The 23,785-nt window shown below is 61.6% G+C and carries 26 protein-coding genes; 15 read left to right on the top strand and 11 right to left on the bottom strand.

The window, feature by feature from the left end:
• Nucleotides 1-104: 104 nt before the first annotated feature.
• The 4 genes from PMI07_RS23970 to PMI07_RS23955 all read right to left on the bottom strand — a co-directional run bounded on the left by PMI07_RS23970 (nt 105) and on the right by PMI07_RS23955 (nt 2,762).
• The gene (locus PMI07_RS23970; protein WP_007758079.1) at nt 105-446 is read right to left on the bottom strand and encodes a tRNA-binding protein; all 342 of its coding nucleotides are present in this window, start codon (nt 444-446) and stop codon (nt 105-107) included.
• Between the two features lie 10 nt (nt 447-456).
• Nucleotides 457-1,275 (bottom strand): pyrroline-5-carboxylate reductase, encoded by an 819-nt coding sequence (gene proC / locus PMI07_RS23965; protein ID WP_007758077.1) that lies wholly within the window; start codon nt 1,273-1,275, stop codon nt 457-459.
• A complete protein-coding gene (locus tag PMI07_RS23960) occupies nt 1,275-1,775 on the bottom strand; it encodes a YbjN domain-containing protein (RefSeq protein ID WP_007758076.1) in 501 nt (166 codons plus the stop codon). The genes proC and PMI07_RS23960 overlap by 1 nt, the downstream gene beginning before the upstream one ends.
• Nucleotides 1,776-2,507: 732 nt before the next feature.
• Nucleotides 2,508-2,762: an accessory factor UbiK family protein gene (locus PMI07_RS23955; protein ID WP_007758074.1), complete on the bottom strand. Its 255-nt coding sequence runs from the start codon at nt 2,760-2,762 to the stop codon at nt 2,508-2,510.
• Nucleotides 2,763-2,953: 191 nt separating this feature from the next.
• Between PMI07_RS23955 and lgt the strand changes: the two genes are divergently transcribed.
• From lgt to PMI07_RS23915, 8 genes are all read left to right on the top strand, one after another.
• A complete protein-coding gene (gene lgt / locus PMI07_RS23950) occupies nt 2,954-3,808 on the top strand; it encodes a prolipoprotein diacylglyceryl transferase (RefSeq protein WP_024164094.1) in 855 nt (284 codons plus the stop codon).
• Between the two features lie 15 nt (nt 3,809-3,823).
• Complete coding sequence (locus PMI07_RS23945; RefSeq protein ID WP_024164093.1) at nt 3,824-4,924, top strand: class I SAM-dependent methyltransferase; 1,101 nt, start codon at nt 3,824-3,826, stop codon at nt 4,922-4,924.
• A gap of 133 nt (nt 4,925-5,057) precedes the next feature.
• Nucleotides 5,058-5,852, top strand: a complete 795-nt coding sequence (gene pgeF / locus PMI07_RS23940; RefSeq protein ID WP_007772056.1) for a peptidoglycan editing factor PgeF — start codon at nt 5,058-5,060, stop codon at nt 5,850-5,852.
• Between the two features lies 1 nt (nt 5,853).
• Nucleotides 5,854-7,005 (top strand): Xaa-Pro peptidase family protein, encoded by a 1,152-nt coding sequence (locus tag PMI07_RS23935; RefSeq protein WP_007772054.1) that lies wholly within the window; start codon nt 5,854-5,856, stop codon nt 7,003-7,005.
• An 80-nt stretch (nt 7,006-7,085) separates the two neighbouring features.
• The gene (locus tag PMI07_RS23930; protein ID WP_024164092.1) at nt 7,086-7,844 is read left to right on the top strand and encodes a hypothetical protein; all 759 of its coding nucleotides are present in this window, start codon (nt 7,086-7,088) and stop codon (nt 7,842-7,844) included.
• A gap of 163 nt (nt 7,845-8,007) precedes the next feature.
• Entirely contained in the window at nt 8,008-8,940 is a 933-nt protein-coding gene (locus tag PMI07_RS23925) for a ribose-phosphate pyrophosphokinase (RefSeq protein WP_007770305.1), read from the top strand.
• Nucleotides 8,941-9,003: 63 nt separating this feature from the next.
• Entirely contained in the window at nt 9,004-9,492 is a 489-nt protein-coding gene (locus tag PMI07_RS35815; protein WP_007770307.1) for a Kazal-type serine protease inhibitor, read from the top strand.
• 115 nt (nt 9,493-9,607) lie between these two features.
• Nucleotides 9,608-9,865, top strand: coding sequence for a hypothetical protein (locus PMI07_RS23915; protein ID WP_007770308.1), 258 nt, complete (start codon nt 9,608-9,610; stop codon nt 9,863-9,865).
• 9 nt (nt 9,866-9,874) lie between these two features.
• Here the strand turns inward: PMI07_RS23915 and PMI07_RS23910 are convergent, their stop codons facing one another.
• The 3 genes from PMI07_RS23910 to PMI07_RS23900 all read right to left on the bottom strand — a co-directional run bounded on the left by PMI07_RS23910 (nt 9,875) and on the right by PMI07_RS23900 (nt 13,969).
• Nucleotides 9,875-11,950, bottom strand: coding sequence for a bifunctional diguanylate cyclase/phosphodiesterase (locus PMI07_RS23910; protein WP_024164091.1), 2,076 nt, complete (start codon nt 11,948-11,950; stop codon nt 9,875-9,877).
• A gap of 143 nt (nt 11,951-12,093) precedes the next feature.
• Nucleotides 12,094-13,095, bottom strand: a complete 1,002-nt coding sequence (locus PMI07_RS23905; protein ID WP_007769257.1) for an NADP-dependent oxidoreductase — start codon at nt 13,093-13,095, stop codon at nt 12,094-12,096.
• A 58-nt stretch (nt 13,096-13,153) separates the two neighbouring features.
• A complete protein-coding gene (locus PMI07_RS23900; RefSeq protein ID WP_007769254.1) occupies nt 13,154-13,969 on the bottom strand; it encodes an oxidoreductase in 816 nt (271 codons plus the stop codon).
• A gap of 89 nt (nt 13,970-14,058) precedes the next feature.
• On the opposite strand from PMI07_RS23900, the gene PMI07_RS23895 reads away from it, so the two are divergent.
• Entirely contained in the window at nt 14,059-14,490 is a 432-nt protein-coding gene (locus PMI07_RS23895) for a helix-turn-helix domain-containing protein (RefSeq protein WP_007769251.1), read from the top strand.
• 165 nt (nt 14,491-14,655) lie between these two features.
• Here the strand turns inward: PMI07_RS23895 and PMI07_RS23890 are convergent, their stop codons facing one another.
• Nucleotides 14,656-16,101 carry a hypothetical protein gene (locus PMI07_RS23890; protein WP_007769248.1) on the bottom strand — a complete coding sequence of 482 codons (1,446 nt, stop codon included), beginning with the start codon at nt 16,099-16,101 and terminating at the stop codon, nt 14,656-14,658.
• A gap of 245 nt (nt 16,102-16,346) precedes the next feature.
• On the opposite strand from PMI07_RS23890, the gene PMI07_RS23885 reads away from it, so the two are divergent.
• From PMI07_RS23885 to prmB, 6 genes are all read left to right on the top strand, one after another.
• The gene (locus tag PMI07_RS23885) at nt 16,347-16,952 is read left to right on the top strand and encodes a 50S ribosomal protein L25/general stress protein Ctc (RefSeq protein ID WP_007769245.1); all 606 of its coding nucleotides are present in this window, start codon (nt 16,347-16,349) and stop codon (nt 16,950-16,952) included.
• A gap of 216 nt (nt 16,953-17,168) precedes the next feature.
• A complete protein-coding gene (locus PMI07_RS23880) occupies nt 17,169-19,547 on the top strand; it encodes an EAL domain-containing protein (protein ID WP_024164090.1) in 2,379 nt (792 codons plus the stop codon).
• Nucleotides 19,548-19,614: 67 nt separating this feature from the next.
• Complete coding sequence (locus PMI07_RS23875) at nt 19,615-20,340, top strand: transporter substrate-binding domain-containing protein (protein WP_007772045.1); 726 nt, start codon at nt 19,615-19,617, stop codon at nt 20,338-20,340.
• Nucleotides 20,341-20,418: 78 nt separating this feature from the next.
• Entirely contained in the window at nt 20,419-21,144 is a 726-nt protein-coding gene (pth, locus tag PMI07_RS23870) for an aminoacyl-tRNA hydrolase (protein ID WP_024164089.1), read from the top strand.
• Nucleotides 21,144-21,599 carry a GNAT family N-acetyltransferase gene (locus tag PMI07_RS23865; protein ID WP_007758884.1) on the top strand — a complete coding sequence of 152 codons (456 nt, stop codon included), beginning with the start codon at nt 21,144-21,146 and terminating at the stop codon, nt 21,597-21,599. Before pth ends, PMI07_RS23865 begins: the two co-directional genes overlap by 1 nt.
• Before the next feature lie 84 nt (nt 21,600-21,683).
• Nucleotides 21,684-22,628 carry a 50S ribosomal protein L3 N(5)-glutamine methyltransferase gene (gene prmB / locus PMI07_RS23860; protein WP_007758882.1) on the top strand — a complete coding sequence of 315 codons (945 nt, stop codon included), beginning with the start codon at nt 21,684-21,686 and terminating at the stop codon, nt 22,626-22,628.
• A gap of 3 nt (nt 22,629-22,631) precedes the next feature.
• Here the strand turns inward: prmB and clpS are convergent, their stop codons facing one another.
• The 3 genes from clpS to PMI07_RS23845 all read right to left on the bottom strand — a co-directional run bounded on the left by clpS (nt 22,632) and on the right by PMI07_RS23845 (nt 23,714).
• A complete protein-coding gene (gene clpS / locus PMI07_RS23855; protein ID WP_007758880.1) occupies nt 22,632-22,940 on the bottom strand; it encodes an ATP-dependent Clp protease adapter ClpS in 309 nt (102 codons plus the stop codon).
• A gap of 95 nt (nt 22,941-23,035) precedes the next feature.
• On the bottom strand, nt 23,036-23,437 hold the full coding sequence (locus PMI07_RS23850) for a type II toxin-antitoxin system VapC family toxin (protein ID WP_007758879.1): 402 nt from the start codon (nt 23,435-23,437) through the stop codon (nt 23,036-23,038).
• Nucleotides 23,424-23,714, bottom strand: coding sequence for an AbrB/MazE/SpoVT family DNA-binding domain-containing protein (locus PMI07_RS23845; protein WP_007758878.1), 291 nt, complete (start codon nt 23,712-23,714; stop codon nt 23,424-23,426). Before PMI07_RS23845 ends, PMI07_RS23850 begins: the two co-directional genes overlap by 14 nt.
• Nucleotides 23,715-23,785: the final 71 nt, after the last annotated feature.

The raw sequence follows: 23,785 nt of genomic DNA, 5'->3' as shown, positions 1-23,785 counted from the left end.
CGCCACAGCGCGAAGGCTTCGAGGTGGAGTTCCGGTCGTTCGACCTGAGCGACGTCAAGAGCCGCGATATCCACTGACGATCTGAACAGCGCCTCAGCGCTCGGCTACATCAGCTTCCGGCCGTTGGGCACCGGCTGCTCGACGGCGGCCAGCACGATCGCGCCGTTTTCGTCCTCGAAGCCGAGGGTCAGCACTTCGGAGCGGAACGGGCCGATCTGCCGCGGCGGGAAATTGACGACGCCGAGCACCTGCCGGCCGACCAGCGTCTCCGGCGTATAATGCACGGTGATCTGCGCCGACGATTTCTTGATGCCGATCTCCGGGCCGAAATCGATCTTCAGTTTGAAGGCCGGCTTGCGGGCTTCCGGAAAAGCTTCGACCTCGACGATCGTGCCGACCCGGATATCGACTTTTTCAAAGTCGCCATAGGTGATGTCTTCAGCCATTCGAATTCACTCAGGCGCCGAGTTCTTCGGCTCTGCTGCGGGCGGCGGCGATCGCCTTGTCGAACAGCGGCTGCATGCCGTCGTCCGCCATCAGCACGGCAAGTGCGGCAGCAGTCGTGCCGTTCGGGGACGTGACGTTCTGGCGAAGCCTGGACGCGTCATCGGGGGACTGGTGAAGCAGCTCGCCAGCCCCCGAGACAGTTTCCCGCGCGAGCCGCATGGCGAGGTCCGCCGGCAGGCCTGCTTTCCGGCCCGCTTCCGCCATGCACTCCACGAGATAGAACACATAGGCCGGGCCGCTACCCGAAACGGCGGTCACCGCATCGATATCCGCTTCGCTCGATACCCATTCCACCGGTCCGCTAACCTTGAGCAGCGATTGCACCGCCTCGCGTTGCGCGTCGGTGACCTTGGGATTGGCATAGGCGCCGGTGACGCCACGGCCGATCATGGCAGGCGTGTTCGGCATGGCGCGCACCATGGCGGCTTCGCCGAGATGTTTTTCGAGATAGGCGAGCGTCTTGCCGGCCGCGACCGACACGACCACGGTATTCGAACCGACAACCGGCTTTAGGGGTGGCAGGACGGCATCCATCAGCTGCGGCTTCACCGCAAGGAACAGGATATCCGCGGATGCACCGTCGGGCAGCGCGGCAAGGTGATGCGCACCGGCCTCGGACATCATCGTTTTCATGGCATCGGAAGGCGACGGGTCGATGACCGTCACGGACGCGCCGGGCACGCCTTTTTTCAGCCAGCCGGACAGCATGGCGCCACCCATATTGCCGGCACCGACCAGAATGATGGATCCCGACTGACCCAAGGCCATCAGCACTCGCCCACGGTTTCGAACAAAACGGCTTCCATGGCGGCCTTCGCCTCCATGCCCGACCATACAACGAACTGGAACGCCTGATAATAGGACTCGCAGGCTTCGAGCGCGCTCGAAAGCAGCACTTCGACCTGCTGATTGTTGGGTTCCGCGCCGCCGGCCAGCAGCAGCGACTGCCGGAAGATGACCACGTCTTCCTGACGCCACACGTCGAAATGACCCATCAGCACCTGGCCGTTGACATGGCTCAGCAGGCGGATGACTTCGTTGAAGCGGGCATCGGGAATCTTGATGTCGAAAGCGCAGGCCAGATGCAGCGCTTCGAACTCCTCCATCCAGGAGAAGGAAACATGGTAGTCCGTCCAGCGGCCTTCCACGGTCATGGCGATTTCATCTTCACCCGACCGTTCGAACGTCCAGTCGTTCGAGGCAGCAACGAATTCGATCATGTCGACCGGATTCGACTGGCGTTCGATTTCCATTTCCATAAGCGTCATGCGGCACCTTCTTGACCGGAATGAATGCGGATTCGTGCGGATAAAACGCCAAAACACGCGAACAATGACCGGGAACAACACTGTCGATGATCGTCCGACGCTGCCAGAATAACGCAGTCACCCTGTCTGGAGCTTACCAAGCCGTTTCGAATCATCCTTTAAAATCAGTGTACCTAGACGGAGTCCGGCTGCCAGCCCCTCCTTCGGTTTTTACATGACCAAATATCGAAACTTGTTCGCAACGGAGATCAGAACGGAGTCATAAGCGACTCTGGACGCTCGGTTTTTTGACAGTGTCCACAGGGCATCATTTTTTTATGAACAACGACCGAAAAGACCAAAGCGGTTGCGGCCACGCCGACGGTTCGTCCAGCGCGGTTGGTTGGGAATGGGACAGGCGGAGGTATTTCGGTGGTATTGAGTATCAGGCGTTCCGCCTGCCCCGACCGTATCCTGCAATCTCAAAGAGGATTTCCGAGCCCTCTTTTCGACCACCAGGTCACGACCATCACCGGAAACGAGGTCCTGCGAACCTTGAGGAGGCAGCCGGCTCGCGAACCCGGTTTCCCATCCGATGACGAAGAGGATTGTGCGCGGGTTTTGGAAGGCGGGGATGATGGGGGGACGATAAAGGGGTTAAGGCGCTGAAATCTGGAGCGGGAAAATTTCTAGCCGAGGGAATCGTCCCCTCCCCTTGTGGGGAGGGTGGCCAGCAGGCCGGGAGGGGTTCTCTTACTGTCCCGAAAGCTTCGCTTCCAGCGCTTCGATCCGCGCCTTCAGCGCTTCGTTTTCATCGCGGGCGCGGGCGGCCATTTCGCGGACGGCCTCGAATTCCTCGCGCTTGACGATATCCATGCTGTTGAGGAACCGCTCGGCCTGGGCGTGGAAGGCGGTTTCGACCTCCTTGCGCACCCCTTGCGCGGCGCCGGCGGCATCGGTCATCAGCCGCGCAAAATCGTCGAGAATGCGGTTCGTGCCGGTTGCCATGGTTCTGAACTCCCATATCGTCTGGCCGGCGATCCGGGCCGGCGAATATCCATAGGGATCAAGTAGGGCCTGGACGGTCCGCTTGCAAGCATCATCCACCGTTCGCATCAGCACTCGCTTAGATTCACCTTGACCGCCGATGGCCGCAACGCCATGTTCCGCCCAATGCCGTTAGGTGGGAACCCTGTAACTTGTACGAAGCGCTTCATCTTTTCGCTCTGATGCCGTTCCCGAACATCGATCCGGTGGCCTTTTCCATCGGCCCGCTCGCCATCCATTGGTACGGGCTCGCCTATGTCGCCGGCATCATGCTCGGCTGGTTTTACGCGCGCCGGCTCGCGGCGAACGCTTCGCTGTGGAGAGACGGCCAGTCGCCGATAACAGCCGCCCAGCTCGACGATTTCCTCGTCTGGGTCGCAGCCGGCATCGTGCTCGGCGGCCGCATCGGCTATATCCTGTTCTACGATCTGGCGTCCGTGCTGCAGAACCCCATCCGCGCGGTCGAGATCTGGAACGGCGGCATGTCCTTCCATGGCGGTTTCATCGGCGCGACGCTGGCGATGATCATCTTCGCCCGCCGCAACGCCATTCCCGTCTGGAGCATGTTCGATACGGTCGCCGCGGTCGTGCCCTTCGGCCTGTTCTTCGGCCGCATCGCCAATTTCATCAACGGCGAACTCTGGGGGCGCCTCAGCAACGCGCCCTGGGCGGTCGTCTTCCCGACCGGCGGGCCGTTCTCGCGCCATCCGAGCCAGCTCTACGAGGCAGGCCTCGAAGGCATCGTGCTTCTTCTGGTCCTTGCCCTGCTGATCTTCCGGTTCAAGGCGCTGAGGGTTCCGGGCACCATCGCCGGCACCTTCGTCATCGGTTACGCGCTCTGCCGCATCTTCGTGGAATTTTTTCGCGAACCGGATGCGCAGCTCGGTTATCTGCTCGGCACCAACTGGCTGACCATGGGCATGATCCTGTCGCTGCCGATGATCGCTGCCGGCCTGTGGGCCATTTTCCGTGCCCGCGCGGCGGTAACGTCCGCGGCGAAGGCTTGAGGGGAGGCACGCCCGTTGAGCACCCCCTTAACCGAAAAGATCAAGACCCTGATCCGCACCAACGGCCCGATCAGCGTGACCGACTATTTCGCGCTATGCCTCGCAGATCCCGAGCACGGCTATTATCGCACCCGCGAGCCTTTCGGCCGCCACGGCGATTTCATCACCGCGCCGGAGATCAGCCAGCTGTTCGGCGAGATGATCGGCGTCTTCATGGTGCATGCCTGGCAGCAGCACGGCACGCCCACCGGCGTCCGCCTGGTGGAAATCGGCCCCGGCCGCGGCACGATGATGGCCGACATGCTGCGGGTGATGAAACGCATCGCACCGTCGCTCTTTGAGGACCTGCATGTTCATCTGGTCGAGACGAGCGAGCGCCTGCGCGGCGTCCAGCGCATCACGCTCGAAGCCTTCTCCACCAAGATTTCCTGGCACGACAGTTTCGAGGAAGTGCCAGACGGCTTCACGCTGATCGCCGCCAACGAACTGTTCGACGCCATCCCGATCCGCCAGTTCGTCAAGACGCCAACCGGTTTTCGCGAACGCCTCGTCGGGCTGAATGCTGAGGATGAACTCGGCTTTGCCGCCGGCGTCGCGACGCTCGATCCGCAACTCCTGCCCTCGCCTGTCGCCGGCATTCCCGACGGCACGATCTTCGAACTGTCGCCGGCCCGCCAGGCGGTCATGCTGACGCTGTGCGAACGGCTGAGGGCCTTTGGCGGCACCGCCCTGGTCATCGACTACGGCCACCTGGTCACCAATTTCGGCGATACGCTGCAGGCCGTCCGCCAGCATGACTACGATCCGCCACTCGCGCATCCCGGCGAGGCGGATCTCACCAGCCATGTCGATTTCGAGGACCTGGCGCGCATTGCCGTCTCCATGGGCGTCCACCTGAACGGCGGCCTGCATCAGGGCGATTTCCTGCTCGGCCTCGGCCTTGCGGAACGCGCCACCGCGCTCGCCAAGGACAAGGAGCCTATCGAGCAGCGCCTGATCGCCGCCGCTGTCGATCGGCTGGCCGGCGAAGGCGCCGGCAAGATGGGTGAACTCTTCAAGGTCATAGCGGTGTCGAGCCCGTCGCTCAACCTGATGCCATTCCGGGCGGTGGAGTAAACAGCGGCCGTCAATTCATCAACCGATTGACATCCGCCCTTTTTTTGCGCCACTCTCGCCCTAGATCGAAGCAGCGGGCAAGCCTTGAGAGAGCGCCCAAAACCTCTTCAAATCAACGGGATAGATAACGCCGATGCAAGACATACCCTTGCCGGAGCCGATCGAGAGCCCCCTGTTGAACGACAGGGCCGGCGCCCGCATCCGCCACGGTTTCTTCACCCGAAAGGGCGGGGTTTCGGAAGGCCTCTATGCCGGTCTGAACGTCGGCGTCGGCTCGGACGACGACCGCGAGAAAGTGGTCGAGAACCGCATCCGGGTCGCTGCCTGGTTCGGCTTGGCCGTCGAAAAGCTCGCGACCGTGCACCAGGTGCATTCACCCGACGTCTTCGTGGTCGATGAGACTTATGCCGGCGAACGGCCCAAGGTCGATGCCATGGTGACGAGTGTTCCGGGCGTCGCGCTCGGCGTGCTCGCGGCCGATTGCGGTCCGATCCTGTTTGCCGATGGCGAGAACGGCGTGATCGGCGCGGCCCATGCCGGCTGGAAGGGTGCGCTGACCGGCGTGCTCGAAAACACCATCGAAGCGATGATTTCGCTCGGTGCAGAGCGCCAAAACATCACCGCGGTCCTCGGCCCCTCGATCGGCCCGGCGAGCTACGAGGTCGGCCCGGAATTCGTCGACCGTTTCCTGGACTACGATCCGTCCTACAAGACCTTCTTCACGCCGTCATTGAATGCGGGGCATTCCATGTTCGACCTGCCCTCGCTGACCATCCGGCGGCTGAGGGAGGCCGGCGTTCGGGCCGCGAGCCTCGGTCTCGATACCTATCCGGATGCGGAACGGTTCTATTCCTATCGCCGCACCACCCATGCCAAAGAGCCGGATTACGGCCGCCAGATTTCAGCAATCGCACTTCGGGAGAATTGATATGGCCCTGCATTTCGAGAGGAGCGAATACGCCGACCGGCTGACGCGGCTGACGGAGAAGATGCGCGCCGACAAGCTGGATGCGCTTTTGATCTTCGCGCAGGAAAGCATGTACTGGCTGACCGGCTACGACACGTTCGGCTACTGCTTTTTCCAGACGCTGATCGTCAAGGCCGACGGCACGATGACACTGCTCACCCGCTCGGCCGACCTGCGCCAGGCCCGCCACACCTCGATCGTCGAGAACATCGTCGTCTGGGTCGACCGGGTGAATGCCGATCCGACCCTCGACCTCAAGAACCTGTTGAGCGACATGGACCTGCTCGGCGCGAAAATCGGCGTCGAATACGATACCCACGGCATGACCGGCCGCCTCGCCCGCCTCATCGACAACCAGCTCGCCACCTTCGGCCAGATCAGCGACGCCTCCTATCTGGTCAGCACGCTGCGCCTCGTCAAAAGCCCGGCGGAAATCGCCTTCGCCAGGCGCGCCGCCGAACTTGCCGACGATGCGCTCGATGCGGCCCTGCCGCTGATCAAGGCCGGCGGCGACGAGGCGGAAATCCTCGCCGCCATGCAGGGCGCCGTCTTCCTCGGCGGCGGCGACTATCCCGCCAACGAATTCATCATCGGCTCCGGCGCCGACGCGCTGCTCTGCCGCTACAAGGCCGGCCGTCGCAAGCTCGACGCGACCGACCAGCTGACGCTCGAATGGGCGGGTACGGCGGCGCATTACCATGCCGCGATGATGCGCACGGTCATGATCGGCGAGCCGTCGCCCCGCCACCGCGAGCTCTACAAGGCGTGCCTCGAAACCATCCAGGCGATCGAGGAGGTTCTCCGTCCCGGCCAGACCTTCGGCGACGTCTTCGACACCCATGCGCGCATCCTCGACGAGCGCGGCCTGTCGCGCCACCGCCTCAATGCCTGCGGTTATTCGCTCGGCGCAAGGTTCTCGCCCTCCTGGATGGAGCACCAGATGTTCCATTTCGGCAATCCGCAGGAAATTCTGCCTGACATGACGCTGTTCGTGCACATGATCATCATGGATTCCGACAGCGGCGCCGCCATGACCCTCGGCCACACCTACCTGACGACCGAAGGCGACCCGCAGCCACTTTCCCGCCATGCTTTGGAGCTGATTCAGCGCTGAAAGCTCGAAAAATCAGCCGATTGACAGTTTGGGAGCGAACTCTAAGCTTCTGCCTGAGGAATCTGTGGCAGGAGACGGGTATGCGGCCTTTCGGAACACTGCTTTCCGCTGCCCTGCTGGCGGTTGCGCTTGCCTCCTGCAATACGACGGAAGCATTGACGCCACAGGCAAACGTCGGTGGCGGAGGTGCCAGAACCTCCTCGCCCGTGACCCAGGCCGAAACCGACCGCATGGCCCGCTCGGCGCAGCCGGAAACCTACAACAGCAGCGGCGGCTATCAATCCGGTCCCCAGAACACGCTCGAAGCCCAGGCCAGGGCGCTGGAATCCGGCAACACCGTCTCGCCCGCCTCCTCCGGCCCGCCGCCGCAATGGCAGGGCCAGCAGCAGACCATGCAGCAGCCCGAGACACCGGCCGCTCCGCCCCAGCAACAACAATCCCGACAGCAGCAGAGCGCCTCGCTGCCGCCCGCATCCGGTCCGACGGTCCGCTTCCTGCCGATCATCGGCGCCCCGGTCCAGGCGGTGACGCCGTTGTCCCGCCAGCTCGGCGCCCAGGCCCGCGCCAACGGGCTGACGATCCGGCCGTCGGCAGACAACAGCACCGAGCACATTCTCAAGGGCTATTTCTCCGCCTTCTCCGACAGCGGCAAGGTCACCATCGTCTATGTCTGGGATATCCTTGATGCTTCCGGCGCCCGGCTGCACCGCATGCAGGGCCAGGAAAGCGTGCCCGGGAGCGGCCAGGACCCCTGGGCTTCGGTTCCAGCCTCGACGATGGAAACCATCGCCGCCAAAACCATCCAGGACTATGTGGCCTGGCGCCAATCCCAGGGCTGATTGATCGGGCTGAGCCATCTGGCCGGCCGATCCGGCACTGAACCTTAAAAGCCACGCGTCACAGTTTCTTCATAAAAATGAGTGAGCGGGTGCGAAACGCACTTGCATTCGAAGGCGGCGGCGGTAAAAGGCCCGCATCCAGCTTCAAAACAGGCGGACCGCAATGAAGGTTTTCGCAGGCAATTCGAACCGGCATCTTGCCGACGCGATCTGCAGCTATCTTAATGTTCCAGTCGGAAAAGCCAGTGTCAGGCGATTTGCAGACCAGGAAATCTTCGTTGAAATTCAGGAAAACGTGCGCGGCGAGGATGTCTTCATCATCCAGTCCACGTCATTCCCGACCAACGACCACCTGATGGAACTGCTGATCATGATCGATGCCTTCCGTCGATCTTCGGCCAAGCGCATCACCGCTGTCCTCCCCTATTTCGGTTACGCCCGCCAGGACCGCAAGGCCGGCCCGCGCACCCCGATCTCGGCAAAGCTCGTCGCCAACCTGATCACCGAGGCCGGCGCCGACCGCGTCCTGACGCTCGACCTGCATGCAGGCCAGATCCAGGGCTTTTTCGATATCCCGACCGACAATCTCTTCGCGGTGCCGGTGCTCGCCCGCGACGTAAAGGAACACTACGACCTCAACAACGTCATGGTCGTCTCGCCCGACGTCGGCGGCGTGGTTCGTGCCCGCGCGCTCGCCAAGCGCATCGACTGTCAACTGGCGATCGTCGACAAGCGCCGCGAACGGGCCGGCGAATCCGAGGTGATGAATGTCATCGGCGAAGTCGACGGCAAGGACTGCCTGCTGATCGACGACATCGTCGATTCCGGCGGCACGCTCTGCAACGCGGCCGAAGCGCTTCTGAAGAACGGCGCCACCAGCGTCACCGCCTACATCACCCATGGCGTGCTCTCCGGCGGCGCGGTTGCCCGCATCGCGGCTTCCAAGCTCAAGGAACTGGTGATCACCGACTCGATCCAGCCGACCACCGCGGTCCAGTCGGCCCACAACATCCGGGTCATCACCACCGCCAACCTGCTCGGCGAGGCGATCAACCGTACGGCGATGGAATCCTCCGTCTCCAGCCTGTTCGACTGACCTTCTTCCGTCACAAGTATTTGGATAGACTCCCCCTCGAACTCAAACAGAGGATGAGTCGCAATGTCTTCCTTGATCGGCCTGTCGAAGAGACTCGCCATTTTTCTTCTCATTCCGCTGCTGTCGGCCTGCGTCGATGGCGGCAGCCGGCCTGGCGGCTATTATCCGCCGGAACGGCCGCGGCCGGACTGGAACCGTCCCCAGCGGCCTGATCGCCCCGATTGGGACCGCCCCGGAACCCCGGATCGCCCCGGCCGGCCCGACCGCCCAGACTGGGATCGCCCACAGCGACCCGACCGACCCGACTGGAACCAACCCGGCAGACCCGATCGTCCGGACCGGCCCGATCGCCCGGACTGGAACCAGCCTGGCCGCCCTGGTCGCCCGGACCAGCCGGGTCGTCCCGGAAGGCCCGAGCAACCCGGCTTCTGCACGCGCGAATACCGTCCCGTCTGCGGCCAGCAGGGCGGACGCACCCAGACCTTCCCGAACGCCTGCGAGGCGGCAAACGCGGGCTTCAGCGTCGTCGCCTCCGGCGAGTGCCGCCGCTAAAGGGCCGGCTTGAGGTCACGATCGATCGTCGACGAAAAACGCCGGAACCGTGGTTCCGGCGTTTTGCTTTGTGCCAAGGCTTCGGCTAGAAGGCGCTGCGAAGAAGGAGACTCGCATGGCCGCACGCGACCGCTATTCCCGAAAACTCGAATGTTCCCAATGCGGCAATGTCGGTTTCGCCGAGGTTTCCGAGACCGATGACAGGCGGCAGGGCAACCGTGATTTCCGCATCGATGACCTGCCGAGAGGCTTCCTGACCGAATTTGCCTCGACCGATCCCCGAAAATACATGATCCGCTGCGGCCAGTGCGGTCACAAGTTCCGTTTCGAGCAGAAGACGGTCTATGCGCCGGGGGGCGAACCCCGGCGCTGACGCGCGAGGTCAGGCGACCTTGGCAACCATCGGGGTGATTTGGTCCCCCGCCTCACCCCCAGCTTGACCATTGACGATATGCTCGATCCCCGCCCGCGGACCGGGCTTGCCGAAAAGGTAGCCCTGGACCTGCATGCAGCCTTCCTTGCGCAGGAAGGCGATATGCGCGTCGGTCTCCACCCCTTCGGCAAGGACCGGGATGTGGAGGCTCGAGGCCAGGATCAGCGTCGAGCGCACGATCGCCGCCGACTGTTCATTGCTGGAAAGCCCGTCGACGAAGGTTCGGTCGATCTTGATCTTGTCGAACGGGAAGGACATCAGCGTCGAAAGCGACGAATAGCCGGTGCCATAGTCGTCCATGGCGATCTTGACGCCGAGGCTCTTCAGGTGGCGAACGGTCTGAAGCGCCCGCTGATGGTCGGCGATGATGCCGGATTCGGTGATTTCAAGCTCAAGCCGGCCGGCGCTGAGCCCCGTCTGCTTGAGGATATCGCGAACCTTGGTCGGGAATTTCGGATCGGCCAGCTGCTGCGAGGCGACGTTGACGGCAATGCAGAACGGATTTTTCCAGGTCGCAGCCTCCGCGCAGGCGCTCCGGAGCACCCATTCCCCGAGCTCGATGATGAAGCCGGTACGCTCCGCGATCGGAATGAAATCGTTCGGCGAGACGAGGCCGCGTATCGGGTGGTTCCAGCGCAACAGAACCTCGAAACCGACGACCTCGCCGGAGAACGTATCGTTCTGCAGTTGGTAATAGAGCTCGAACTGCCTCGATACGAGGCCTGACCGCATGTCCATGGCAAGCGCATTGCGTTCGCGGGCCGCCTGGTCCATCGAGGAGTCGTAGAAGCAGATCGCGTTGTCGCCGGATTGCTTGGCGCGGTACATGGCGACATCCGCCTGCGCCACGAGATCGTCGACCGTCTTTGCTTCCCCCGGATAGAGCGCAATACCGACACTCGAGCCGACCGTCAGCGTATTACCGTTCCATTCGATCGGCTTGCAGATTTCGGCAAGCAGCCTGTTGGCAAGCACCATCGCATCGGAGCGCTTGTAGTACATATGTTTCAGCGCAACGAACTCGTCGCCGCCGACCCGGGCGATGAACTCGCCCTCCCCGGCCGCCTCGGCAAGCCTGCCGCCGATCGCCCGCAGCACCTCGTCGCCCGCCGCATGACCGTGGACGTCGTTGACCTCCTTGAAGCGATTGAGATCGAAGGAAAGCACCGCAAAGCGGGCAGTCAGGTCCACCGGACGCGCGGCGATATCGGCGAGCTGCTCGTTGAAGGCGGCACGATTGGCAAGGCCGGTCAAAGCGTCGTGCAGGGAAAGGTGGCGGTACTGCTCGACGGCGGCCTGGGTCGTGCGGGCATCGATCAGGTAGGTGGCCGCCGTCAGAGCCAGCAAGATCAGCATCAGCGACAGCACGCCGAAGCCGAGCACGACCGGCGGAACGACCTCGTTCAGCAGCGCGGCGCGGGGGTCGAGGATGACCTCTATCGCGCCCATGCCGGTAAAATGGGTCGAGGCGATCGCCACGATCATCGCCAGCACGGAGCCGTATTTGCAGAAGCGCGTCACCGGGCGTATGGCGCGATTGGTCACGAGCGCACCGAACAGAGCCGCGAAGATCAGCGAGACGATTACGTAGGAGCGGTTCCACTCGATGACGCCCTGCACCTCGTAGGCCGCCATGCCGGTGTAATGCATCGCGGCGATACCGAGCCCCATGACCATGCCGCCGGCTTCCGCAAGCGCGGACCGGCCGCCGTAACTCGCAACGCTGAGCCCGATCGTGGCGGTCGCGACCGCGATCATGAAAGACAAAAGCGTTTGAGCCGGTTCATATCCCGCCTGCCCGCCTGGGAGATAACCGAGCATGGCCAGAAAATGGGTCGTCCAGGTGGCCGATCCCCCCATGAAGCCCGCCAGGAAAAGCCAGATGACCTTCTCGACCCCGCTCCCCGTCCGAGCCCGGGAAAAAAGCCGGAGGGTCAGGAAGGACCCTGCCGCGCAGATCAGGACTGCGCAGGCGATATAACGAAGGTCGTGCTCGATAAAGATGCAGGAGATAACGCGAAACATGAAAGCCTGTTACTTTTCAACTGGTTTTGTTGAAAAGTTTTAGCATTGAAACATGTTTGAAACGTTCCTTCGGATGGTAAACGACGGCTGACTGGCAAAAGCGAAGGCGGCATCAAAAGGCCCAGGCTCAAGCCCCCCGGACGTCACTTTACTGCGACGACAACCTTCCCTTTCGCACGCCCCGTTTCGACATAATCCAGGGCCTCGTTGGTCCTCTCGAACGGGAAGACGCGGTCCACCACAGGCCGTATATGACCCGCCTCGATCAGGGAGGTGATCTTGGCGAGCTGCCCGCCGTTCGCTGTCATGAACAGAAACGAATAGCTGACCCCTTGGCGTTTCGATTTTTTCCTGATGCCGAAGCTCAGCAGGCGCATGACCTGCTGAAACAGCCAACCGGAGCCGTTCTGCTTGGCGAAATCAGGATCGGGCGGACCGGAAATCGAGATCAACTTGCCGCCCGGCTTCAGCACGCGAAGGGATTTCTCCAGCGTATCCTTGCCGAGGCTGTTGAGCACGACGTCGTAGCCCTGCAGCACTTTCTCGAAATCGTCCTTCTTGTAATCGACCACGAAGTCCGCGCCGAGACTTTTCGCGAGGGCAATATTGGCCGTGCTCGTGGTCGTGGCGACATAGGCCCCGAGATGCTTGGCAAGCTGGATCGCGATCGTGCCCACGCCGCCCGAGCCGGCATGGATCAGGACCTTCTGTCCCTTCCGCAGGTTTGCCCGCTCCACAAGCGCCTGCCATGCAGTCAGGGCGACAAGCGGAATGGACGCGGCCTCTTCCATGTTCAGATTGGCGGGCTTCATCGCAACATCGGCCTCGTTGATGGCGATGTACTCGGCAAATGTCCCGATGCGATCTTGGGCCGGACGTGCGTAGACCTCGTCACCGGGTTTGAACTGGCGGACATTGGCCCCTACCCGGACCACCACGCCCGCAACATCGTTGCCCAGCACCAGGGGAAGGCGGTAGGGCAGGATGAGTTTGAACTCTCCGTCCCTGATCTTGCTGTCGAGCATGTTCACGCCGGCGGCATGAACCTCGACCATGACATCGTTTGCCCGCAACGCCGGTTCGGGGCTTTCACCGAGCCGGAGAGCGCCACGTTTCCCGTAGCGATCGACCAGGAATGATTTCATCGGATCAACTTTCGTTTTTTGGGAAAACCGAACGCGCCAACCATGCAGGGATGCCGGCTCATGCGGGAAGCCCGTTGAACTTCCGAAGGCTCTTGTCGACCAGGGACTCCGGCAAGAAACGGCGCATGAAGCGCACCTGCCCCGCTGCTTTGCCCGCAGTGTAGCGCCGTTTGGGCGATGCCGCATTGGCGGCCTTGACGACTGCTGCCGCGACCACCTCGGGTGCATCGCCCTTCGCGACGATTTCGCGCATCAGTTTCTCGGCGTTAGCGCGAACCGCATCGTAAAAGGCAATCGGCTGGTCCGGACGCGTGATGTTCTCCTCGAAGGAGGTCCGGGTCACGCCGGGCTCAACAAGCACAACGCGGATGCCTTGGGTTCGAACTTCATGATCGAGCGATTCCGAATAGCCCTCGATCGCATGTTTGGTCGATGCATAGAGGGCGTTATAGGGAGCGGGAATGAGCCCCAGTATGGAACTGAGGTTGACGATCCTGCCCCGGCGCTGGCGTCTCATCACGGGCAGGACGGCATTTGTCATTCGTATGATGCCGAACACGTTCACGTCGAATACGGCCTTCGCCTGTGCCGTCGTGGATTCCTCGGCGCCGCCCAGCAGTCCGATACCGGCATTGTTGACGAGAAGATCGATCCGTCCTGCGCGACTTGAGATCTCGTCGACGACGCTCTGTACCGATGCATCATCGGTGACGTCGCAGACCAGCATCGTGATCCCATCCGCGGTATCGGGCATCGGCTTTCGGCTGGTACCAAAAACACGGTAGCCATCGCGCCGCAGTGCTCGTGCCGTCACCAGCCCGATACCGGAAGAGGCGCCCGTGACCAGGGCAATGCCGCGTTCTGTCTTGCTCATCGCCTTCCGCTTTCATTTTGTCATGGAACATCTAGGAGCAATCCATTACTATCAATTCGATATCAAGTCACTACTAAAAAGATACTGACATGAAGAATCTTTCCAACCAGCCCTGCCTGATCGCTCGCAGTCTCGCCCTTGTCGGGGATGCCTGGAGCATGCTGATCATGCGCGACGCCCATGCGGGCCTCACCCGCTTCGATGATTTTCGCAAGAGCCTCGGCATCGCGCCGACGATGCTGACGGGGCGGCTTTCATCGCTGACCGAGGAGGGGCTGCTGGAGAAACGCCGCTATTCCGACCGTCCGCCACGGAACGAATACGTGCTGACGGAAGCCGGCCGCGACTTTCTGCCGGTTCTGTTCGCGATCGGCGCGTGGGGACGCAAGCATCGCGGCGGGGGCAAGGTGACCCGGTTCTTCGACGCCGAGACCGGAACGGAGATCGATCCCGTCACCATCGACCGCGCGACCGGCGCTCCGATCGGAACGCGTCCTATTCGTATCGCGGCAGCCGAATGAGTCGGCCGCACGCGAGATGAAGGAGCGCCTGACAACTCCAATTGAAAGCTCGCTTTCAGCAAAAAGTTGCCGGTGGTGGTCCGTTCATCGCGCGATGCCCGCGGCTGTCGTCGCCGGATGCCGATGCCAGATTGACAGGTCCTGCACCTAAGCAACGCCCTCAGATCATTGGATCGGCTGCCCGTTGACGCTGAAGGTCTTGCCGTCCTCGAACTTGATGTCCCAGCGCAGGCGGCCATCCGGTTCCGTCTTTGCCATGCCCTTCGCCATCATCATCGCGAACGAAACCTGGTTGAACTGGGGATCGCTCTTGGCGGCGGTCTGGAAATACTGGATCAGCCTGTCGACATCGCGGGCAAGGATCGAGGTTTCGAGCGTATAGTGCTCCTTCTCCTCCGGATAACCCTTGACCTTGCCGGAGGCTTCGATGTCGTAGAGAGCGGATTTCGCGGCGACCCGCGGGAAATCGATTGTCAGCTGTCCGTCGTCGAGAAAGGCCTTGCCGAGGCGTTCGCCCTCCGCTTCCGGCAGCGGAGTGGGTTTCGAAAAGTCCATTTCCATCAGGGTGTCGATGAAACGCTGGAAGTTGAGGTCGGCGATCCCGACCTCCATCTCCGCCATGTCGGGCACCAGCTGGACATAGAGCGGCGGAATAATGCCGGCGGGCGTGGAGATGTTCTCGACGCGTGCCCCGAAGCCGATCCGCGTCGCCTCGGCGGGCTCGCTCATCGTGAACGTGTAGTCGAGCTTGTTGACGCCGAAATCGCCGATCGGGCTTGCCACGGTGAACTGGTTGAAGGTGATCTTTTCCGACAGCGCCGTGAAGAACGGCATTGCGCCGCGGATGAGATCCTTCAGTTTTGCGACCTCGGCCTGCGAGGGCTTTTCATCGTTGACGAGTTCCAGCACGAAGGCGACGAGATTGCGGATCTTTTCGGCCACCACGCCTTGGACACTGACGTCGAAATCGAGGCTTTCGGCGCGGATCTGCACCGGCGGAGTTTCCGGCGTCACAACCCGTTCATAGAAACGCGAGAACGAGCCCTTGCCGGTGAAATCGGTGCTTCCGGCAACGGCACTCGCCGAGGATGCAAGTGAATAGTTCGTGCTCGCGAAACTCGCTTCGACCTCTTCCGGGCCGTTCTTCGAGACCATGCGGATCGGGCCGGACGTCGCCTCGCCCGAGCGCAGATAGCTGATCGCCGGATCGAAAATGCCGGAAAACACCATGTCGGTGACGGAATAGCTCAGGTTCGTCGGCTTGCCGTCGGGCATCTTGCCCTTGACGGTGAAATTCATGTCGCTGTCGCTGTTGAACTTCCACTGGCCGTTGTCGAGGGGCGCGGCGAAGACCGAAAGCGGCTTCAGGCCGGAAACCGTGAAGTCTTTCTTGTTGATGGACTTGAGGAGCTTGGCGAAATCGTAGCTGATCTCGTAGCGCTCGCCGGCAGGCTTGACGGTCAGGAATCCCGTGGACTTGACCGTATCCGGCAGGAAGTAGGTGAGGCTTTCCTTGAGGGTGCGGGCACCCTTGTCATTGATCTCAGCCGCCGCAGCCGGATATACGCATGACGCAGCCATCAGGCCGGCCGCGATCAAAGTCCGTTTCATGAATCAAGCCCTTCCCTCGTTCAACCGGCACCAATGTGGAAGACGAACCGGCGAAGTCAAGCGCAGGCCCTTTGTTTCCGGGCCGAAAAGCTTGCACATTCTTGCTCGTTGTATTATAGCGCGCCGGTCCGCGTAGACACCCTTGGAGGCAACGCGGATGAAGCGCATCGGATGGTGCCCTTCGGTTTGACGCGAGCCGACAATGCTTGCGGAAAACTCTCCAAACAACCTCGAAAGGATATGCCATGAGCCACGCATCATACGAGCTCAAGGCCGAGGCGCGCGAACGGGTAGGTAAGGGGTCCTCCCGTGAACTTCGCCGCAACGGTTTCATTCCTGCTGTCATCTATGGTGACAAGCAGTCCCCCCTCGCGATCGCTCTGTCGACCAACGAAGTGACGAAGCGCATCCATGCCGGTGGTTTCATGACCACCATTGCCACGATCGAAGTCAACGGTGAGAAGATCCAGGTCCTGCCGAAGGACTATCAGCTCGATCCGGTCCGCGACTTCACCATGCACGTGGATTTTCTGCGCGTCTCGGGCAACACGGAAGTTTCCGTTGAAGTTCCGGTTCACTTCGTCAACGAAGAGAAGTCCCCGGGCATCAAGATCGGTGGCGTTCTCAATATCGTCCGTCACGAAGTCGAGCTGCTTTGCCCGGCCAACGACATTCCGGAATTCCTGACCGTCGACCTGACGGGCGCGAAGATCGGCGACAGCCTCCACATCTCCGCCGTCAAGCTGCCGGCTGGCGCACGTCCGGTCATCGCCGACCGCGACTTCACCATCGCGACGATCGTCGCCCCGGCTGCAGGCGTTGCCGAGGAAGAACCGGCTTCTGCTGAATAACCAGGCCGAAATTCTTGAAATGGGACCCGCTTTCGCAAGAAAGCGGGTTTTTTATTGTTGGCTGAATACAGTTTAGTAACCCTGCCTCCGTAATTCGTTCGAATCTTGGCACCGTCGTTTCAGTGAAGTTTAATGAATAGGTGAAACGATGCACGCTACTTCAGCATGACGGGGAAGAGTCCGGCGATAGCCAGACGATGAATGCGGGGAAGACGGATGACTCATTCCGTTGAGAGTCGTTTTATTGCGATTATTTCGGGCGCCCTTCTGGTCGTCGTCGCTCCGCTGTTCACGCTGTTTCTGGCACTTTCCTCCCAGCAGGCCGCCAAGAACCTCAGCGAACATGTCAATGTCGTGCTGGTGACCAATTCCCAGGCGCTCGGCAAGCCGCTCTGGGATCTCGACGCCGACAGCATCCACCAGGTCGCCTCGATGCTGATCGCCGATCCCGCCATCAACGGCGTGCAGATCAGCGACAACACGGGCAAGCTGAATATTTCCGAGGTCGACGTCAATCCGGCCGATTTCCGCGGCCTGGAAGCGATCTCCGAACCCGTCTTCTACAAGTCGCAACAGGGCACCCGCAATGTTGGCAGCATTACCGTCTACGTGCCGAAACTCGGCTGGTTCTCAGCCCTGCACCAGATGGAAATGGCCTTCATCTCCATCTTCATCATCACCATCCTGACGGTCTTCGGCGCAGCCATCCTTGGCAATCGCGTCATGGTCATCAAGCCGCTGATGCGGCTGACAGCGGCCATCGAGGCAACCCGCAGGCTCGGTTCGCGCCACCATGTCGACTGGCGCTCGAACGACGAGATGGGACGGCTGGCGAAGAGTTTCAACGAAATGCAGACGCTGCTGGAGCGCGAGGAGCGCGAACTGAAGCGCGCCCATCAGCAGACCACGGAAATCTACAACCTGACGCCGGCCATGCTGTTCTCGCTGACCTCGAGCGACCAGATCGCCGCCGTCAGCGACTACTGGCTGCTGGCGACTGGCTATCGCCGCGAGAATGTCATCGGCCATCCCTTCTCCGAACTCGTCGCCCCCGCCGACCGGCAGATCTATGCAAGGCGCAAGCAGCAGGCAAAATCGAGCGGCCCGGCGATCGAGGTCACGGTCCGCTTCCTGTGCGCCGACAGCCGCCTGATGGACGTATTGATCGTCGAGACCGAACTCGGCACGGCCAGCGGCAGCATTCCCGGTTCGCTGAGCGTCATGACGGACGTCACGGAACTCAGGCAGTCGGAACTGCGCAACCATCAGCAGGCGATCTCCGACCACCTGACCGGGCTGCTGAACCGCCAGGGCTTCGAAGCGACGCTCGACCAGAAGATCGCCGAGGCCGACAGGGCGCGCACCGAAGTTGCCTGCCTGTTCGTCGATCTCGACCGCTTCAAGGCGATCAACGACAATCTCGGCCACGCCGCCGGCGACGCCGTGCTCTGCCAGTTCGTCGAGCGGACGCGGCCGATGCTGCATGAAAGCGATACCGCCTCGCGCCTCGGCGGCGATGAATTCGCCATCCTGATCACCGGGGATGGTGCCGAACGCCGCGCAACCGAACTCAGCCAGAAAATCGTCGACATGTTCGAGGTACCGTTCCGGATCCAGGGCACCGGCGTACGATTGAGCGCCAGTATCGGACTTGCCTTCTATCCGAGCCATGCCGCCAGCGCCGCCGAACTGCTGCAGAAATCCGACATGGCCATGTATGCCCGCAAACGCGACGGCAAGAACGGCGCGCAGGTCTACGATTCCGCCATCCTCGACCAGACGCGGGAACGGGCCGAGATCGAAAGCGACATCGAAGTCGGGATCGCCGCAAGCTGGTTCGAGGCGCATTTCCAGCCGATCGTCGACATCGACACCGGCATTCCGTCAGGCTTCGAAGCCCTGATGCGCATGCGCCATCCGCGGAAAGGCCTGATGTCGCCGGCCGGCATCATCAGCGTTGCCGAGGAAACCGGTTCGATCGGCCAGATCGGCAACCTGATCCTGGAGGACGCGATGGCGAACCTTGCCCGCGTCTCCCGCCTGGTCGGCATGAGCGAGACCTATGTAGCGGTCAACTTTTCGCCGCTGCAGTTCGAGCCGGGCCTGCCGGCACGCTTGGCGGGTCTGCTCGGCCGCTACGGCATAGACCCGTCGCGCCTGGTGGTGGAAATCACCGAAGCCGTGCTGATGCACGACAATCCCGAGATCCGCACCATCCTCAACGAGATCCACCGCTTCGGCTGCCGCATCGCGCTGGACGATTTCGGCACCGGCTATTCGTCGCTGAGCTACATGAGCCGTTTCCCGGTCGATATCGTCAAGATCGACCAGTCTTTCATCCGCTCGCTGACCGAACAGACCGGCGATATAGGCAGTAAGAACAGGATGCTTGTCGAAGGCATCAGTGCTATTTCTCACAAGATGAATTGCAAGGTCGTCGCCGAAGGCGTCGAGACGGAAGAACAGCGCTCGTTGCTGCAGCAAATAGGCATCGACTACGCCCAGGGCTATCTCTTTTCGAAGCCCCGCGAAATCTCCGAACTGATCTCGGCCCTCTCCGCCCGGCAGGCCGAAATCGAGTCCATGGCGAGCTGACAAGCCCTCACCTCCGGACCAGATGCTGGGTCAGAAATGACAACATGCGCGTTTGGAAGGGGGACAGATGAAAATCGCAGCGCCGCTTCTTGCCAGCCTCAGCCTCGCGGCGGGCGCCCATGCCCAGCAACCGATCGCCTTTTCAACGGAGCCCTACCCGCCTTTCAGCTACCAGGAGCCGGGCGGCAACTACCGGGGCGTCGGCATCGATCAGGTCGAGATCATCATGCGTGACGCCGGCACGCAATACACGCTGGAGATCATGCCCTGGGCCCGCGCGATCGCCATGGCCGAGACGCAATCCATGCACTGCGTCTTCGCCGCCGCTCGCACGCCCGACCGCGAGCCTCGTTTCAAATGGGTCGTGCCGCTGTTCATCGATCGCAACATCCTTGTCCGCCATGCGGGTTCGAAGGCCGCGGCGACCACCCTGGACGAGGCCAAGCAATATACGGTCGGCACCCATCGCGCCGATTATACCGAGGGGCTTCTGAAGAGCTTCGGTTTCCCGAAGATCGATCTCAGCGCCAATGTCGATACGACGCTCAGAAAACTGCTGCAGGATCGTATCGACATGATGCCCATGTCGGAAGGCGTCTACCAAAAGCTCAAGGCCGACGGAACACCGATCGAAAAGGTCATCCTGTTCTCCGAACAGCATCTCGGCATTGCCTGCAACCCGGATGTACCCGACGACCTGATCGCCAGGATGCAGGCAGGTCTCGACCGCCTCATCAAGGACGGCGTCCAGAAGGCAATTCTCAAGCGCTACGGCATAGACGAGGCCCAATAGAAGCTCAGACGTCGAAACCGGTTGACTTTGGCGGCGTTTCGCGGTGGTGAAAGCCAGCAGTCAAGGATGGATGTCTCCATGCTCATCATCGCCGGCCTCGGCAATCCCGGTTCCCAATATGCGGGCAACCGCCACAATATCGGCTTCATGGCGGTGGACGCGATCCAGCGCCGGCCCGGCTTTTCGCCCTGGTCGAAGAAGTTCAAGGCGTTGATTTCGGAAGGCGAGCTCGCCGGCGAAAAGGTGCTGCTGATCAAGCCACAGACCTTCATGAACCTCTCCGGCGAAGCGGTCGGCGAGGCCATGCGCTTCTACAAGCTCGGCCCGGAAAACATCATCGCAATATATGACGAACTCGACCTGCCGGCGGCCAAGGCCCGCATCAAGACCGGCGGCGGCCATGGCGGCCATAACGGCGTCAAATCGCTCGACGCCCATTGCGGCCGGGAATACCGAAGGCTTCGCCTCGGCATCGGTCATCCGGGCGCCAAGGAACTCGTCCACAATCACGTGCTCGGCGATTTCGCCAAGGCCGATCAGGCCTGGCTCTCCCCTCTCCTCGACGCGCTCGCCGACAATGCCGAGATGCTGGTGAAGGCGGAGGATTCGCAGCTGATGAACAAGCTGGCGCTCGCCGTCGGCGGCAAGCCGGACGAGGAGAAACCGAAGCCGGAAAAGAAGCCCGCCAAGCCGGCCGGCCAATCGCATATCCATCAGGCTCGAGGCGGCGGAAAGCCGAACCTTCCGACATCAGGCCCGATGGCCGAGATGCTGAAGAAGATGTTCGGCGGCAAGGGCGAATAGTGTCGACGCCCGCTGCAGATTTCACGATCCGGCCGGCCCGCGACGGCGATCTTGCCGACCTGATCGAACTCTATCACCACCTGAACCATGATCCGGACCCGGAGCCGGCACTGGCCGGGGAGCGTTTTGCCGCCATTCTCGCCCAACCCGGCATGACGGTGTTGATCGGCTTCGCAAACGGGCGCGCGGCGGCCACGGTGACGTTGATCGTCGTCCCGAACCTAACCCGCAAAGGCGCGCCCTATGCGCTGATCGAAAACGTCGTCACTCACGCGGACCACCGCAAGCGCGGTTATGCCGGCGCCCTTATCCGCACAGCCGTCGATCAGGCTTGGAATGACGGCTGCTACAAGGTCATGCTCCTGACCGGCTCGACGGACCCGGCGACGCTGCGCTTCTATGAAGGCTGCGGTTTCCTCCAGAACAAGACCGGCTTCCAGATCCGCCGCGCTTAGACAGCCCGGTATCGCTCCGGTCAAAGGGGTAGCGCGCCGCTTTCGGAGCGGCTATGGGAGGCCGATCGAAAACGGAAGCGCGACATGACCCAGGCCCCGAACATGGATGACATCACCGGCGAACTCGTCACCCTTCGCGACTACTGGCGTTTTGCCATCTCCCGCTTCAACGCCGCAAACCTCAGCTACGGCCACGGCACGACGACGGCAAGCGACGACGCCGCCTTCCTGATCCTCGACTCGCTCGACCTGCCGATCGACGTGCTCGATCCATTCCTCGACGCACGCCTGCTGCCCGCCGAGCGCCGCCTGCTGGCCGAGCGGATCGACGCCCGCGTGACGACCCGCAAGCCAACGTCCTACCTCACCGGCCATGCCTATATCCAAGGCGTGCGCTTCATCGTCGACGAACGGGTCATCGTTCCCCGCTCCCATATCGGCGAAATCCTGTTCAGCGAATATCTCGGCGAAAGCGGCTCCACCTTCCTGCCGGATCCGCTGAGCGTCGAGAGCGCCGTTGACATCTGCACGGGATCGGGATGCCTCGCCATCCTCGCCGCGAAATTCTTCCCGAACGCCGCGGTCGATGCGGTCGATCTGTCGCCCGACGCCTTGGAGGTGGCAAAGCTCAACGTCGCCGAACACAGCGTGGAAGACCAGCTGGCACTTCATCAAGGCGATCTCTTCGCGCCGCTCGGCAAACGGAAATACGACCTGATCATCACCAATCCGCCCTATGTGGATCACGAGGCGATGGAGGGCTTTCCGGAGGAATTCCGCTCCGAACCGGCTATGGCCTTCGATGGCGGCGTCGACGGGCTCGATATCGTCCGCCGTCTTCTGGCGGAGGCGCCGGCACATCTGAACCCGGAAGGCGGCATGATCTGCGAAATCGGCTCGGGCCGCGAAATCCTCGAGGAGGAATTCCCCGACCTCGATTTCCTCTGGCTGGAAACCGCCGAGTCCCAGGATGCGGTCTTCTGGATCAGCGCCGAGGCGCTCGGCGTGAAGGCGGGAAAGAAGAGATAAGTCTTATTCCTCGGGCTCGGTGATGAACATCAGCGGGAAACCCGCCTCCTTGGCAAGGTCCACCGCTTCCTTCGCCTTGGTCTCGGCGATATCCTTGGTGCAGACCACGACGACCGCGAGCCCCATCCGGTGCGCGGTCAGCATCACCCGGTAGCCAGTCTCCTCGCTCATCCGGAACACGGCCTTCAGCACCATGGTCACGAATTCACGCGGCGTATAGTCGTCATTGACCAGCAGCACCTTGTAGAGCTTCGGCCGCTCCAGCTTGGTCTTGGTTTTCGTCTTCGGTTTTACGGTGGTATCTTCGGCCATCGGCGGTTCCTGATGACAAGGGCCTCTGCGGAAGCATGCCGGCTATATCGCACCGCAACCGAGGTTTTTCAAGCAACTGCTCGGCGAATGGCGGATCAATCGGCGTCAAGCAATATGCCCTTGCGACCCTTTGCCTGGATGAGCGCTACCGCACGCTTATCGAAACTCACAAACGTATCGCCACCCAGTCTCCGGCCTTCGAACTCAATCACGCCATCAGCGAAATCCCCGCCGGCATCGAGAAAGGCGAGGCCGGCGTCAACGGCGTCGCGATTGCAGCAGATCCGTGCATCATCGACAAGCTCACGCAGTGACGATGCAATATCGGATGCATCAAGCTTGTAGCGTCGTGAAAGGACCCAGACAAATTCGCAAATCGCCGGGAGCGGCAACGCGATTTTATCAAGCTCGGCGAGATAACGTCTCGCCAGATGGGATTGCTTTACATCATCATCGAGCACCGCCCGTAGGAGCAGGTTCGTATCAGCGATGATCATTCTCGCCCGCCCAGGCTTTTGCGATCTCTTCGTTGATTTCCTCGATGGTCAAGTGAACGTTGTGCTTATTCTTGAGGCTTCCGAAAAACGCTTCGAGTCCCCCTGTCTTCCTGCCTTTGACGACATCCGTATCAGTGTTTTTCAGGGCTGACAGTTCGAGCTTTCCGTCGGCGCGTTCAACCACGGCAACCTGGTCGCCCGGCTGCATCCCGAGACGCTTCAGGACATCCTGCGTGAGCGTTACTTCACCCTTTGTCGTCACTGTAAAAACGGTCATGGCTGCTTCCTTTTAAGGTAAAATAAGGCCAAATGGCTTTGTCAGCAAGATGATGTCCCAGAGCCTCCGTC

Source organism: Rhizobium sp. CF080 (genome assembly GCF_000282095.2).
Taxonomy (GTDB): Bacteria; Pseudomonadota; Alphaproteobacteria; order Rhizobiales; family Rhizobiaceae; genus Neorhizobium.
This window is presented reverse-complemented; position numbering and strand designations above follow the sequence as displayed.

What these genes read in the sequence shown, in the direction of transcription:
- PMI07_RS23850 (WP_007758879.1), bottom strand. Translation starts at nt 23,437, where the DNA reads ATGATCATCGCTGATACGAACCTGCTCCTACGGGCGGTGCTCGATGAT.
- PMI07_RS23915 (WP_007770308.1), top strand. Translation starts at nt 9,608, where the DNA reads ATGGCCGCACGCGACCGCTATTCCCGAAAACTCGAATGTTCCCAATGC.
- PMI07_RS23845 (WP_007758878.1), bottom strand. Translation starts at nt 23,714, where the DNA reads ATGACCGTTTTTACAGTGACGACAAAGGGTGAAGTAACGCTCACGCAG.
- prmB (WP_007758882.1), top strand. Translation starts at nt 21,684, where the DNA reads ATGACCCAGGCCCCGAACATGGATGACATCACCGGCGAACTCGTCACC.
- PMI07_RS23875 (WP_007772045.1), top strand. Translation starts at nt 19,615, where the DNA reads ATGAAAATCGCAGCGCCGCTTCTTGCCAGCCTCAGCCTCGCGGCGGGC.
- PMI07_RS23955 (WP_007758074.1), bottom strand. Translation starts at nt 2,762, where the DNA reads ATGGCAACCGGCACGAACCGCATTCTCGACGATTTTGCGCGGCTGATG.
- pgeF (WP_007772056.1), top strand. Translation starts at nt 5,058, where the DNA reads ATGCAAGACATACCCTTGCCGGAGCCGATCGAGAGCCCCCTGTTGAAC.
- PMI07_RS23905 (WP_007769257.1), bottom strand. Translation starts at nt 13,095, where the DNA reads ATGAAATCATTCCTGGTCGATCGCTACGGGAAACGTGGCGCTCTCCGG.
- PMI07_RS23910 (WP_024164091.1), bottom strand. Translation starts at nt 11,950, where the DNA reads ATGTTTCGCGTTATCTCCTGCATCTTTATCGAGCACGACCTTCGTTAT.
- PMI07_RS23935 (WP_007772054.1), top strand. Translation starts at nt 5,854, where the DNA reads ATGGCCCTGCATTTCGAGAGGAGCGAATACGCCGACCGGCTGACGCGG.
- PMI07_RS23880 (WP_024164090.1), top strand. Translation starts at nt 17,169, where the DNA reads ATGACTCATTCCGTTGAGAGTCGTTTTATTGCGATTATTTCGGGCGCC.
- PMI07_RS23885 (WP_007769245.1), top strand. Translation starts at nt 16,347, where the DNA reads ATGAGCCACGCATCATACGAGCTCAAGGCCGAGGCGCGCGAACGGGTA.
- PMI07_RS23925 (WP_007770305.1), top strand. Translation starts at nt 8,008, where the DNA reads ATGAAGGTTTTCGCAGGCAATTCGAACCGGCATCTTGCCGACGCGATC.
- PMI07_RS23890 (WP_007769248.1), bottom strand. Translation starts at nt 16,101, where the DNA reads ATGAAACGGACTTTGATCGCGGCCGGCCTGATGGCTGCGTCATGCGTA.
- PMI07_RS35815 (WP_007770307.1), top strand. Translation starts at nt 9,004, where the DNA reads ATGTCTTCCTTGATCGGCCTGTCGAAGAGACTCGCCATTTTTCTTCTC.
- proC (WP_007758077.1), bottom strand. Translation starts at nt 1,275, where the DNA reads ATGGCCTTGGGTCAGTCGGGATCCATCATTCTGGTCGGTGCCGGCAAT.
- PMI07_RS23960 (WP_007758076.1), bottom strand. Translation starts at nt 1,775, where the DNA reads ATGACGCTTATGGAAATGGAAATCGAACGCCAGTCGAATCCGGTCGAC.
- PMI07_RS23970 (WP_007758079.1), bottom strand. Translation starts at nt 446, where the DNA reads ATGGCTGAAGACATCACCTATGGCGACTTTGAAAAAGTCGATATCCGG.
- PMI07_RS23930 (WP_024164092.1), top strand. Translation starts at nt 7,086, where the DNA reads ATGCGGCCTTTCGGAACACTGCTTTCCGCTGCCCTGCTGGCGGTTGCG.
- clpS (WP_007758880.1), bottom strand. Translation starts at nt 22,940, where the DNA reads ATGGCCGAAGATACCACCGTAAAACCGAAGACGAAAACCAAGACCAAG.
- PMI07_RS23900 (WP_007769254.1), bottom strand. Translation starts at nt 13,969, where the DNA reads ATGAGCAAGACAGAACGCGGCATTGCCCTGGTCACGGGCGCCTCTTCC.
- pth (WP_024164089.1), top strand. Translation starts at nt 20,419, where the DNA reads ATGCTCATCATCGCCGGCCTCGGCAATCCCGGTTCCCAATATGCGGGC.
- PMI07_RS23895 (WP_007769251.1), top strand. Translation starts at nt 14,059, where the DNA reads ATGAAGAATCTTTCCAACCAGCCCTGCCTGATCGCTCGCAGTCTCGCC.